Origin of the sequence: Flavobacterium lindanitolerans, assembly GCF_002846575.1 — a bacterium.
In the GTDB taxonomy this organism is placed as follows: domain Bacteria; phylum Bacteroidota; class Bacteroidia; order Flavobacteriales; family Flavobacteriaceae; genus Flavobacterium; species Flavobacterium lindanitolerans.
Genome location: NZ_PJND01000007.1, coordinates 800,582 through 813,482 on the forward strand (window position 1 = coordinate 800,582; position 12,901 = coordinate 813,482).

General features: G+C 38.2%; 10 protein-coding genes. 7 read left to right on the top strand and 3 right to left on the bottom strand.

Going from position 1 to position 12,901, the window contains the following annotated elements:
• The first annotated feature begins 59 nt into the window (after nt 1-59).
• Both B0G92_RS03565 and B0G92_RS03570 read left to right on the top strand, forming a co-directional pair.
• A complete protein-coding gene (locus B0G92_RS03565; RefSeq protein ID WP_056067606.1) occupies nt 60-1,469 on the top strand; it encodes an OmpA family protein in 1,410 nt (469 codons plus the stop codon).
• Nucleotides 1,470-1,531: 62 nt separating this feature from the next.
• Nucleotides 1,532-4,294 (top strand): PD-(D/E)XK nuclease family protein, encoded by a 2,763-nt coding sequence (locus B0G92_RS03570; protein WP_101471124.1) that lies wholly within the window; start codon nt 1,532-1,534, stop codon nt 4,292-4,294.
• Here the strand turns inward: B0G92_RS03570 and B0G92_RS03575 are convergent.
• The 3 genes from B0G92_RS03575 to B0G92_RS03585 form a co-directional block, all read right to left on the bottom strand.
• Complete coding sequence (locus B0G92_RS03575) at nt 4,291-5,073, bottom strand: alpha/beta fold hydrolase (protein WP_101471125.1); 783 nt, start codon at nt 5,071-5,073, stop codon at nt 4,291-4,293. The two genes, B0G92_RS03570 and B0G92_RS03575, sit on opposite strands and share 4 nt — an antisense overlap.
• Before the next feature lie 254 nt (nt 5,074-5,327).
• On the bottom strand, nt 5,328-6,620 hold the full coding sequence (locus B0G92_RS03580; protein WP_056067612.1) for an aminopeptidase P family protein: 1,293 nt from the start codon (nt 6,618-6,620) through the stop codon (nt 5,328-5,330).
• A 71-nt stretch (nt 6,621-6,691) separates the two neighbouring features.
• Nucleotides 6,692-7,282: a Crp/Fnr family transcriptional regulator gene (locus B0G92_RS03585; protein WP_056068439.1), complete on the bottom strand. Its 591-nt coding sequence runs from the start codon at nt 7,280-7,282 to the stop codon at nt 6,692-6,694.
• Between the two features lie 211 nt (nt 7,283-7,493).
• Between B0G92_RS03585 and B0G92_RS03590 the strand changes: the two genes are divergently transcribed.
• The 5 genes from B0G92_RS03590 to B0G92_RS03610 all read left to right on the top strand — a co-directional run bounded on the left by B0G92_RS03590 (nt 7,494) and on the right by B0G92_RS03610 (nt 12,780).
• Nucleotides 7,494-8,345, top strand: coding sequence for a ChaN family lipoprotein (locus B0G92_RS03590; RefSeq protein WP_056068441.1), 852 nt, complete (start codon nt 7,494-7,496; stop codon nt 8,343-8,345).
• 229 nt (nt 8,346-8,574) lie between these two features.
• Nucleotides 8,575-9,393 carry a succinate dehydrogenase cytochrome b subunit gene (locus B0G92_RS03595; RefSeq protein WP_101471126.1) on the top strand — a complete coding sequence of 273 codons (819 nt, stop codon included), beginning with the start codon at nt 8,575-8,577 and terminating at the stop codon, nt 9,391-9,393.
• Nucleotides 9,394-9,407: 14 nt separating this feature from the next.
• A complete protein-coding gene (locus B0G92_RS03600) occupies nt 9,408-11,417 on the top strand; it encodes a fumarate reductase/succinate dehydrogenase flavoprotein subunit (protein WP_056067617.1) in 2,010 nt (669 codons plus the stop codon).
• A gap of 8 nt (nt 11,418-11,425) precedes the next feature.
• The gene (locus B0G92_RS03605; protein WP_056067619.1) at nt 11,426-12,001 is read left to right on the top strand and encodes a hypothetical protein; all 576 of its coding nucleotides are present in this window, start codon (nt 11,426-11,428) and stop codon (nt 11,999-12,001) included.
• Between the two features lie 17 nt (nt 12,002-12,018).
• Nucleotides 12,019-12,780, top strand: a complete 762-nt coding sequence (locus B0G92_RS03610) for a succinate dehydrogenase/fumarate reductase iron-sulfur subunit (protein WP_056067622.1) — start codon at nt 12,019-12,021, stop codon at nt 12,778-12,780.
• Nucleotides 12,781-12,901 lie beyond the last annotated feature (121 nt).

Consider the following 12,901-nt stretch of genomic DNA (forward strand, 5'->3'; position numbering starts at 1 on the left):
TACCTTTTAACATATTACTTTTGTCTTAATTAACGTATTGTAATCTAATAAAATTAAGTATGAAACATCTAAACAAAATTTTTGCTGCTATGTTGTTAGCTGTAGGCTTAAATGCCAATGCACAGGATAGCGACAATCCATGGGCTATTTCCTTTGGAGCTAATGCTGTAGATACAAGATTTAGTGCAGCTCAGAAATTTGAAGATCAGTTTTCGAATTTTTTCAATGCAAAAGACAACTGGAACATTTTGCCTTCAGTTTCTTATTTGAATGTATCTAGATACATAGGTTCTGGATTCTCTTTCGGAGTAACAGGATCTGTGAACAGAATTGATAAATTTGTGAATAAAGTTCCTGGAACTTACACTACTTTTGAAACTACTAATCCTGGTGATTTGATGTATTACGCAGTTGATGGTGTTATTAAGTACAGCTTCATGGACTTGATCAACTCTAAAGTTATTGATCCTTTCGCTCACGTTGGAGGTGGTTACACTTTCTTTGGTGATGCTAGCTACGGAACAGTAAACGGAGGTTTAGGTTTGACTTTATGGTTTACAGAAACTGTAGGTTTGACACTTCAATCTACTTACAAGCACTCATTTGATGAGAACTTGAGACGTCCAAACGGAGACGTTCCAACTCACATCCAGCACTTTGCAGGTCTTACTTTCAAATTCGGAGGTAAAGATACTGACGGTGACGGAATCTATGACAAAGATGATGCTTGTCCAGACCAGGCTGGTCTAAAACAATTCCAGGGATGTCCTGATACTGACGGTGACGGTATTCCTGATAAAGATGACGCTTGTCCAGAAGTTGCTGGTTTAGCAGCTTTCCAAGGATGTCCTGATACAGATGGTGACGGTATTCCTGATAAAGATGATGCTTGTCCAAACGAAGCTGGTACTAAAGCTATGAACGGATGTCCAGACAGAGACGGTGACGGTGTTGCTGACAATGTTGACAAATGTCCAGATGTTAAAGGACCAAAAGAAAATGGTGGATGCCCATGGCCAGATAGAGATGGTGACGGTGTATTCGATAAAGATGACAGATGTCCAGATGTGAAAGGTACAGTTGCTAACCACGGTTGTCCAGAAATCACTGAAGAGCAGGTTAACAAATTGAATGCTTACGCTAAAACTATCTTGTTCAACAGCGGTAAGTCTACATTCAAACCAGAAACTATGCCAGTATTGGAAGCTATCAACGCTATCCTTAAAGAATACCCAACTTCAAGATTCTCTATTGAAGGACACACTGACAGCGACGGTTCTAACGCGTTAAACCAAACGCTTTCTGAAAACAGAGCTGCAGCAGTTAAAAACTACTTGATTGAAAACGGAATCGAATCTTCTAGATTGAGATCTACAGGTTTCGGTGAAACTAAACCAATCGATACTAATAAAACTGCTAAAGGTAAAGCTAACAACAGAAGAGTTGAAGTAAAATTGATCAAAGATTAATTTTAACCTAAATAGTTTTAAAAACGCCTCGATTTATCGGGGCGTTTTTTTATTTTTATCCTATGGCAGAAACTACGTTTTTAGATAAAATCGCTTCTATAATAGTGGATGGGAGTACTAACACCTTGTCGGATCTGGTGGTCGTATTGCCAAACAAAAGAGCGAAGGTTTTTCTTATTGAAGCATTAAGAAATAAGACCGAAAACACCATTTTTGCTCCTAAAATTATCAGTATTGAAGACTTTATTCAGGATATAGCCGGTATCCGTTCCATTGACAGTATTGAACTCATATTTGAATTCTATGAGGTGTATCTGAGTATTACCAGTAAAGAAAAACAGCAGCCTTTTGAATTGTTTGCCAACTGGGCCAAAACCCTGTTACAGGATTTTAATGAAATAGACAGGTATCTTTTAGAACCCAACCATGTGCTTTCCTATCTCAAGGACATTGAAGACATCAAACATTGGTCTGTAGATGCCGAGAAAAGAACTCCAATGATTGATAATTACCTTCAGTTTTGGAGTCTGCTTCCCAAATATTATGAAGAATTATACAGCCATCTCTTAAATAAAGGAATTGGCTATCAGGGGTTGATTTACAGAGAATCTGTCAAGAACCTCAATCATTTCACAAATGCCATTGGCAGGAAAGAATTTCTTTTTGCCGGATTCAATGCCCTGAATGCTTCCGAAGAAAAAATCGTACAGCATTTATTGGCAACCGAAAAAGCCAGAATTTTTTGGGATGCCGACGAAACCTTCCTGAACGACCCATTCCATGATGCCGGACTATTTTTAAGACGTTTCAAAGAAAACTGGAAACATTACAAAAGCCATCCCTTTGAATGGATTGCAGACGATTTTAAGCAGCATAAAAACATACAGATAATAGGCACGCCCAAAACTATTGGCCAGGCAAAAATTGCAGGGAAAATCGTGGAAGAACATGCCGGAAAAGAAACCACACTAAATAAAACAGCAGTTGTTCTGGGAGAAGAAAATCTGCTGGTGCCGTTACTCTATTCCTTACCGTCTTCTGTAACTGCGATGAACATAACAATGGGATATTCCGGAAAGAATAATCCTGCTCAAATCTTAATAGCAAAACTTTTTAAGCTGCATTCCAATGCACTTTCCAGAAATCCGAACAGTTATGTTTTTTATTATAAAGATGTTTTGGATGTACTCACGCACCCGTTAATTGAACCTTATTCAAAAACATCCGACCTGGTCAATACCATCAATCAGAATAATTATACCTTTATTACCTATAACAAGCTTTTTGAGCTGAATCAGAGCCAAAGCGATTTGTTTTTATTGCTATTCCGAAAATGGGACAAGGGTTCAATGCCGGTTTTGGAAACGATTTCCGGTCTCTTACTTCAGATAAAATCCAATTTGAGTAATGATGATGAAGGAGAAAAAATAACAAAGGCATTCGTATATTCCATTTTTAAGGTAATCAATAAGCTAATGAATTATTATTCAAAACACAGGCATATTGACACCATAGAAACCCTTTTTGCGGTTTATAAGCAAATTATTGACCTGGCCGAAGTTTCTTTTGAAGGTGAGCCGCTTAACGGATTACAGGTTATGGGTGTGCTCGAAAGCCGTGTTCTGGATTTTGAAACGGTTATCGTCACTTCAATGAACGAAGGAAAATTTCCTGCGGGAAAGTCCCAAAATTCATTTATACCTTATGATGTCAAACGGGAATTGGGATTGCCAACGTTTAAAGAAAAAGACGCTATCTATACCTATCACTTTTATCATTTGCTGCAAAGGGCAAAAAACATCTATCTGCTTTACAATACAGAAAGTGAAGGATTGGATGGTGGAGAAAAGAGCCGGTTCATTACTCAGTTGGAGGTCGAAAAACAGAAAAACCATAACATAACGCATGAAATTTACAACGCTGCTTTGCCCGACATTGCCTATCGCCCCATAGTAATACCGAAATCGGAAAGCGTAATGCAGCGCCTTAAAGAAATTGCGGAAAAAGGCTTTTCACCATCCGCTTTGACAAGCTATATCCGAAACCCGATACAGTTCTATACGCAAAAGATTCTTCGTATTAGTGAAGTAGAAGAAGTTGAAGAGAATATCGCCTTAAATACATTGGGAACCATCATACACGAAACATTGCGTGTTTTGTATGAACCTTACATCGGTAAATTTTTATCAGCCGATGATATCAAAAATTGCATAAAACTGATTGATGAGGAAGTGCTGAAGCAATTTAAGATTGTTTACAAAGAAGGAGAAATCAAAAAAGGACGAAACCTGCTTGCTTTTGAAGTAGCGAAAAGGAACGTTCTTAATTTCCTAAAACTGGAATTGCAGGAAATTGAAAAAAGTGATGATAATGCTGTAAAGATAGTCGCCTTGGAACATACTTATGAAAGGCTTTTGGAGCATCCAGATCTGCCTTATCCGGTATTGATTAAAGGAAATGTAGACAGGATAGAACAACGAAACGGAAAAATCAGAATTATCGATTACAAGACGGGTAAAGTCGATGGTAAAGAAGTTGCGCTAAAACAATGGGACAAGCTGACAGAGGAAATAAAAAATGACAAGATTATCCAGGTGTTGGCGTATGCCTTTATGTATGAGCCTCATTTGGAAGGGCAAGAAATAGAAGTCGGGATTATTTCGTTTAAAAACCTGAAATCGGGCTTCCTGCCCTTTCAGTTTAAAATAGACAAGACCGAAATTTCAATCGTCAATGAAGAAATATCCGGTAACTATATTGAACAGCTGGTCCTGCTTTTAAATGAAATTCTGGATAAGAATATTCCTTTTAGGGAGAAACTTTAAATGCTTTTAAAGAATTCCGGCAATTCTTTTTTGAGTTGTTCGCGGTTTTCAATAGGGCTCATGTGTCCGTCAGGGAAAGAAAGCAATTTTGCCGAAGTATTTTCTATCTGGTCAATATTCTCATCATAATTCAAGACTGGGTCACTTTTGCCAAGAACCAATAAAATTGGATAAGGAGCAAAATGCAATATAACTTCACGGTCCTTTCTGATTTTCATGCCTTCAAGAGATGCTACTATTCCTTGCAAAGGTGTTTTTAGGGCCTCTTCTTTTACGTTTTCAATTTCATCTGCCAGTCTTTCGCGGTTATTTTCGCTGAACAGATTGGCTATAGAAAGGCGGACAAAATTAGTATAATTCTGTTTTACGGCTTTGATAGCGCGGTCACGATTTGCTTTGCGCTCGTCACTGTCAGCTCTGGATGTTGAATTGAGTAAAACAATTCCTTTGACGGCGTGTGGATACAATTCGGCAAAAGCGAGGGCAACATAACCACCCATGGAATGTCCTACAAAAGCAGCTTTTCGGATTTTTAATTCAGACAATACGGCATGTACGGCATCGGCATTATCTTCCATAGAATGCACATAACCCATAGGTTCTGTTGCTCCATGACCTAATAAATCAATACAGATAATCCTGTATTTCTTAGAAAACTCCGGAACAAAATACGCCCACATCGTACTGTTTTCCAGAAAACCATGAAGCAATACAATAGCAGTTCCCTTCCCGGAATCAGTATAAGAAATAGTCGTGTTTTTGTAGATTATCTGTTTCAAAGCGCTTAGTTTGTTTTGCAAAGGTAAATTCCTTTTTTATTAGATTGTAGTTTTTTGCCACAGATTAAAGGATTTTAATGATTTCTGATTAATAAGAAACAAAAAAGCGGCCCGCAATTAATCAGCAAGCCGCCTTCAAAATTTTAAGTCTAAAGTCTCAAGCCCAAAGTATCAAGTCTCAAGTCCAAAGTCTTAAATCATAAATCTACAATCATAAATCATAAATCACAAATCTGCAATCTAAAATCTAAAATCTACTGATTCATCAAACTTTCAATTTCCTCAATTTCAATAGGAATATTTCGCATCAGGTTAAACGGTTCCCCGCTTTGCTGTACAACAACGTTATCTTCCAGTCTGATACCGAATCCTTCGGCAGGAATATAAATTCCGGGTTCTACGGTAAATACCATATTGGCCTGCATCGGTTCGTGAAGTAAACCGTAATCGTGCGTGTCCAATCCCATGTGGTGAGAAGTTCCGTGCATGAAATATTTTTTATAGGCCGGCCAATCCGGATTTTCATTTTGCACATCGGCTTTATCAATTAGTCCTAATCCTAATAATTCGGAAGTCATCAATTTACCAACCTCTACATGATATTGTTTCCAAAGCGTTCCCGGAACAAGCATTTTCGTAGCCTCATTTTTCACTCTCAACACGGCATTATAAACAGCTTTCTGTCTTTCAGTATAACGGCCTGAAACAGGAATCGTTCTGGACAGGTCGCTGGAATAATTGGCATATTCAGCAGCCACATCCAGCAAGATTAAATCGCCTGCCTTACACTGCTGGTTATTTTCGATATAATGCAATACGTTTGCGTTATTTCCGGAAGCAATAATTGGCGTATAGGCAAATCCTTTGGAACGGTTTCGGATAAACTCATGAATCAGTTCTGCTTCAATTTCATATTCCGTTACGTTAGGTTTTACAAAAGACAATAATCTTCTGAATCCTTTTTCCGTGATGTTGCAGGCTTGCTGAATCAGGTCAATTTCTTCACTTTCTTTAACAGAACGCAGGCGTTGCAGGATCGGATTTGATTTTTCTACCTTATGGGCAGGATAATTTTCTTTCCACCATTTTACAAAACGGGCTTCACGGGTTTCGGTTTCAATCGTTGCACGATAGTGTTCATTGGTGTTGATATATATCGTGTCGGCATAAGCCATAATTTCTTTTAGGGTCTTATGGAAATCCTGCAGCCAGATTACGGTTTTGATTCCGGAAACCTCAAAAGCTCTTTCTTTGGTTAGTTTTTCGCCTTCCCAAATAGCAATATGTTCATTTGTTTCTTTCAGGAAAAGAATTTCCTTTAAGTGTTCGTATGGTGCATCCGGAAAAAGAAGCAGTATGCTTTCTTCCTGGTCAATGCCGCTTAAATAAAAAATATCTCTATGTTGGGCAAAAGGCAGCGTGCTGTCTGCAGAAACAGGATAAATGTCATTGGAATTAAAAACGGCAACACTGTTTGGTTTCATATGAGCCGTGAACTTTTGTCGGTTTTTGATAAAAAGCTGACGGTCTATCTGATGGTATTTCATAAATAAAAACTTTTGAAGATTGTATTCCCAAAAGTAGCGAAAGATATTTTTTGGCAAGTAGCCAAATGGCGTTATTTTATGTTTTTTCGAATACGGCTCATGTGTCGGGAAGAAATCCCGAGAAAAGAAGCCAGGTAATGCAAAGGAACCTCCTGAAGCAGTTTGGGTTCTGTTGAAAGTAGTTTTCTGTAACGTTCTTCCGGAGATAAGGTTAGGAGGTCAATACGGTAATCATCGATAAGGCAGAGCTGTTTTTCAATCAGATTGTAATAAAACTGGTGAAAAGCCTCGTTGTTTTCAATCAGGTTTTTAAAAGTAGGCAGGTCTACAATCCACAAACCGCAATCCGAAATTGCCTTGATGCTTTTTCGGGATGGTTTCCCAAATAAAAAGCTGTTTAAGGAGCTGGTGACAGAATTACGTAATGCCAGATAGGTTGTTTTTTCTTCACCATCGACCATAATAGCATGTTGCAGAATGCCGCTTTCGATATAGCAGAAATGTTGGCAAATCTCACCTTCTTTTACAAAAAAGTCGTTTTTCTTTAAAGGCAGATAAGTAAAGGCGTTTTTTGATTTTTCAAGCAACTCCGGAAATGAATCATCATCAGTATTGGAAAATACCGTGAGATAGTCTAAAAAAATAGAAGGAGCTGTTTTCATAAAAGCAAAATTACCTAAAAATAGTGAAGTCTGGTAAACCGGTATTCTGCATTTTATAATAAAAAAAGGCAATTTCAATAATGGCAAACAGCAGATAATAGGATTTTTACAGATTTAAAACCAGGCTTTAGAGAAATTGGCAATTCGGTTTTTTCATTTTGCTGTCGCCCTATTTATGGCTATTTTAGCGCAAGATTTTAAAACGCACAAAATGAAATATTTTTTCCACATACTTGCTCTGGCCGTTTCGTTCAATTTAGTAGCTCAGGACAAGCTTCCGTACCAATTGTATGATAAAAACGGGAAGAAAACGACTTATAAAAAAATGTTGAAAGAAGCAGGAGATGCTGAAGTTGTTTTGTTTGGAGAACACCATGATAATTCTGTTGTACACTGGCTACAGCTGGAATTTACGAAAGACCTGGCGGAAAAAAAGTCATTGGTTCTGGGTGCAGAAATGATAGAAGCAGATAACCAGAAGCAACTCAACCAATATTTGAAAGGAGAAATCAATCAAAAAGCATTCGACACTTTGGCAAGGCTTTGGAACAACCACAAAACCGACTATAAGCCGCTGGTGGATTTTGCAAAATCTAAAAACCTGACCTTTGTGGCGGCTAATATCCCGAGAAGATATGCCAGTTTGGTGTACAAACAAGGTTTTGAAGCATTAGACAAACTGTCTGCAGAGGAAAAAACATGGATAGCACCTTTGCCAATAGCCTATGATAAGAATCTTCCCGGATATGTAAAAATGCTTAGTATGATGGGCGACCATGCCCATGAAAATATGCCAAAAGCACAGGCGGTAAAAGATGCTACAATGGCGTATTTCATTTCAAAAAATTTAAAGCCAAATACGGTTTTTGTGCACTATAACGGAACCTATCACAGCGATAATTTCGAAGGGATTAATTGGTATTTGAAACGTCAAAATCCGAGTTTGAAAATAATGACCATTGCTACGGTTTCTCAAAAAGATATCTCGAAAATTGAAAAAGAAAATCTAAAGTTGGCCGATTTTATAATCGTAACCGACGAAGATGTGACCAAAACTTTCTAAAAATACTGGAATTTCGACTGGTTTTAACGTAACTGAAAGTCGTGTTTTTTGCGATTTATTTTTGTTTTAGTAATTATTGGTGCTTAAAATTATTGGTAATGAAATTTTAAGCCTCTTTTACTGCAAAAGATATTCACTTTATACTGATTATAAATAATCCGAAAAGGTTGTAGTTAATTTGAATATGCGTTATTTTTGTGTGATTTTTTAAAACACACAAACAACTCTTATGGCAAAATCTGCAATCTTAAAGTCATCACTGGCAAAAAAGTACTGGATGGCTCTAACAGGTTTATTTTTATGCTTGTTTTTAGTAGGACATTTAGCTGGAAACCTGCAATTGATTTTTAGTGATGCACTGCACTTCAATCAATATGCATTGTTTATGACCACAAACCCCGTGGTAAAGCTGCTTTCTTACCTGACGTACATTTCAATTCTTTTTCACGCAGTAGACGGTATTCTCCTGACTGTTCAAAACAGAAAAGCAAGGCCTATCCGGTATGCAATGGAAAATCCTTCAGCAAATTCAACATGGGCTTCAAGAAACATGGCAGTTTTAGGAACCTTGATTTTGGTTTTTATCGTAACGCACATGGTTAACTTCTGGGCGGTAATGCATTTTGATAAGAATATGCCATTGCAGTCTGTTGCAAATGGTGATTCACAGGTGTATGTGATGGTTGATGGTAGTTACATTCCTCAGGAATTTGTGACTAGCGGTGATGTGAAAATTGAACACAGAACAGAGTTTTTTGACTCTAAAAGCGGACTTAAAATAGGCGAGGGCTATAAAGATTTGCATAAAATTACTTTTGAATTCTTTAAAGATTCTGAATACGGCCTAATCGCAACAATACTATATGTAATTGCAATGTTCGTATTGTCTTTCCACTTATGGCATGGTTTTGCCAGCGCATTCCAATCATTAGGAGCAAATAACCCAAAATATAACGGATTCATTAAAGGTTTCGGTAAAGCCTTTTCGGTTATCGTACCGCTTCTTTTCGCAATTATTCCGGTTTACATTCACTTTTTTGCTAAATAACACACGAACAAGATATGAGTTTAGATTCTAAAATTCCAGAAGGACATATATCAGAAAAATGGACCAACCATAAAAATCATCTTAAATTGGTAGCGCCTAATAACAGGCCTAAAATTGATGTGATTGTTGTTGGTACAGGTTTGGCTGGAGCTTCTGCTGCTGCTTCTTTAGGGGAGATGGGATACAATGTGAAAGCATTTTGTTTCCAGGATTCTCCACGTAGAGCCCACTCCATTGCAGCTCAGGGAGGTATCAATGCCGCTAAAAATTACCAAAACGATGGCGATAGTATTTATCGCTTATTCTATGATACGATAAAAGGAGGAGATTACCGTGCAAGAGAAGCAAACGTTCACCGTCTTGCTGAAGTTTCCGGAAATATCATCGACCAGTGTGTAGCACAAGGCGTGCCTTTTGCCCGCGATTATGGTGGATTGCTGGACAACCGTTCTTTTGGAGGAACACAGGTACAGCGTACTTTTTATGCTGCCGGACAAACCGGACAGCAGTTGCTTTTGGGAGCTTATTCAGCCCTGTCAAGACAAATTGGTTTAGGACGTGTTGAAATGTACAACCGTCATGAAATGCTTGACCTGGTAAAAGTTGATGGAAAAGCAAGAGGAATCATTGCCCGTAACCTGATTACCGGTGAAATCGAAAGACATTCTGCACATGCCGTTATCATTGCTTCCGGTGGATATGGAAACGTATATTTCCTTTCTACAAATGCAATGGGAAGTAACGTGACTGCAGCATGGAAAATCCACAAACAGGGAGCTTATTTTGCTAACCCTTGTTATGTACAAATTCACCCAACCTGTATTCCGGTTCATGGAACCAACCAATCGAAACTGACTCTGATGTCAGAATCATTGCGTAACTCAGGAAGAATCTGGGTGCCTAAAAAGAAAGAAGATGCAGAAGCAATTCGTGCCGGAAAATTGAAACCGACACAAATTGCCGAAGAAGATAGAGATTACTACTTAGAAAGAAGATATCCTGCATTTGGTAACTTAGTGCCTCGTGACGTGGCTTCAAGAGCTGCAAAAGAGCGTTGCGATGCCGGTTTCGGAATTGAAGCCAACGACACTAACGAAGGTGTTTACCTTGACTTTGCTTCTGAAATTAAGAGCAAAGGCCGTCAGGCAGCTTATGCACAAGGAAATCACCATCCTACAGATGAAGAAATAATCAAATTAGGAAAACAGTGGGTAGAAGAAAAATACGGTAACCTTTTCCAGATGTATGAAAAAATTACCGACGAAAACCCATATGAAACTCCAATGAAAATTTATCCTGCCGTTCACTACACAATGGGTGGTGTTTGGGTAGATTATAACCTGCAGTCTACAATTCCGGGTTGTTTCGTAGCTGGAGAAGCAAACTTCTCTGACCATGGTGCAAACCGATTAGGAGCATCTGCTTTGATGCAGGGATTGGCTGACGGATATTTCGTATTGCCATATACGGTTTCTAACTACCTAGCTGATGAAATCCGTACCGGAAAAATTCCTACCAATTCACCGGAATTTGACGAGGCAGAAAAAAGAGTGAAAGACTCGATTAACTTCTTCCTCAACAATAATGGTACAAAATCAGTAGACCATTTCCACAAAGCTTTAGGAAACATCATGTGGAATAAAGTAGGAATGGGACGAAACGAAAAAGGTCTGTCAGAAGCAGTAGCAGAAATTGATGCTTTGCGTAAAGAATTTTACAAAGAAGTATACGTTCCCGGAAGTGCAGATGAATTGAACCCTGAATTGGAAAAAGCACTTAGAGTAGCTGATTTCATGGAATTAGGACAATTAATGGCAATGGACGCCTTGCAAAGAAAAGAATCATGTGGAGGACATTTCCGTGAGGAGTATCAGGATGCCGAAGGAGAAACCCTACGTGATGACGAAAACTTTAAGTTTGTTGGAGCATGGGAATACCAGGGAAGCGACATTAATAAGGAAGTACTTCACAAAGAAGAACTGAATTATGAGTTTATTAAAATTGCGGCTCGTAATTACAAATAAGAATCGGCGTGAAAAACTTCTTGATTTTAATTTCGATTCTATTTACGGGAGTAGTTTTTGGACAGTCAGGCTATCTTAACGGAAAGCAGCCCTTTCAAAAGCCAAAAGAAGGTAAAGCTTTGGTGTATTTGATTAGGTCAGGAGCAGGAGCCTTAGTCAATTTCAGGGCTTACAAAGACGATAAGTTTTTAGGAGCATTGGTTAACGACGATTACTTGATTATTGAATGTGAGCCAGGAGAACATTTGTTTTGGGCAGTTTCAGAGAATAGGGACTATGTAGAAGCAAATTTAGAAGCAAACAAAGTGTATGTTTTGAATATTCAGGGTCAAATGGGAGCATTTATAGCATCTGTATCGCTTAAGCAACTGGATCCTAATAAAAAGTCAGACAAAAAGCTTTTTGCCAGAAAAATTAGAAATTCTTGGGCGATAGTATATGACGAATCAAGAATAACAGAAGACAAATCTGAAAATATTGAAAAAGGTTTGGCTAAGTATAAAGAACTAAAAGCAAAGGAATCTTCAAAAATAATTAAACTTGATCCGGCAAAGGCTTTTGAAAACGCTGATAAACCAAATTAAGTATTAAAACAAAAATTATGAGCAATTCAAAATTTATAAACATAAACCTTAAAATTTGGCGTCAGAAAAATGCCAAAGAAAAAGGGAAAATCGAGACCTATAAATTAGATAATGTTTCAACGGACAGCTCCTTTCTTGAGATGCTTGACCAATTGAATGAACAATTGGTTTCGGAAAGACAGGAACCTGTAGCTTTTGACCATGATTGCCGTGAAGGAATCTGTGGTATGTGCTCACTGTTTATCAATGGTAGGGCTCACGGTCCGGATACAGGAATTACGACTTGCCAGTTGCACATGCGTATGTTCAAGAACAACGATACAATTTATGTGGAACCATGGAGAAGTAAGGCTTTTCCGGTTATCAAAGATTTGGTTGTTGACCGAAGTGCATTTGACAGAATCCAACAGGCAGGAGGTTTCGTTTCTGTAAATACTTCAGGAAACACTATTGATGCCAATTCAACGCCAGTACCTAAACATGATGCAGACCGTGCTTTTGAAGCAGCTGCTTGTATTGGATGTGGTGCCTGTGTAGCTACCTGTAAAAACGGTTCTGCTATGCTTTTCGTTGGTGCAAAAGTATCACAGTATGCTTTGTTACCGCAAGGTAAGGTAGAAGCTACGCAGCGTGTTTTGAACATGGTTCGCCAAATGGATGAGGAAGGATTTGGAAACTGTACCAATACAGGTGCTTGTGAAGTAGAATGTCCAAAAGGAATTTCTTTGGAGAACATCGCAAGAATGAACAGGGAATATTTGGCAGCAAGCTTGAAATAAGAATCTGTAAGTATAAATAGTAAAGGCGCATTTAAAAATGCGCCTTTTTTTATGGCTTTTTAATCGGGAGATAAATCCGGTTAAGAATTCCTTTGTCGAAATATTCTTATATTTGGAAGAC

Excerpts from the sequence above, each read along its gene's own strand:
- B0G92_RS03565 (WP_056067606.1), top strand. The coding sequence starts at position 60 with ATGAAACATCTAAACAAAATTTTTGCTGCTATGTTGTTAGCTGTAGGC.
- B0G92_RS03570 (WP_101471124.1), top strand. The coding sequence starts at position 1,532 with ATGGCAGAAACTACGTTTTTAGATAAAATCGCTTCTATAATAGTGGAT.
- B0G92_RS03580 (WP_056067612.1), bottom strand. The coding sequence starts at position 6,620 with ATGAAATACCATCAGATAGACCGTCAGCTTTTTATCAAAAACCGACAA.
- B0G92_RS03585 (WP_056068439.1), bottom strand. The coding sequence starts at position 7,282 with ATGAAAACAGCTCCTTCTATTTTTTTAGACTATCTCACGGTATTTTCC.
- B0G92_RS03590 (WP_056068441.1), top strand. The coding sequence starts at position 7,494 with ATGAAATATTTTTTCCACATACTTGCTCTGGCCGTTTCGTTCAATTTA.
- B0G92_RS03595 (WP_101471126.1), top strand. The coding sequence starts at position 8,575 with ATGGCAAAATCTGCAATCTTAAAGTCATCACTGGCAAAAAAGTACTGG.
- B0G92_RS03600 (WP_056067617.1), top strand. The coding sequence starts at position 9,408 with ATGAGTTTAGATTCTAAAATTCCAGAAGGACATATATCAGAAAAATGG.
- B0G92_RS03610 (WP_056067622.1), top strand. The coding sequence starts at position 12,019 with ATGAGCAATTCAAAATTTATAAACATAAACCTTAAAATTTGGCGTCAG.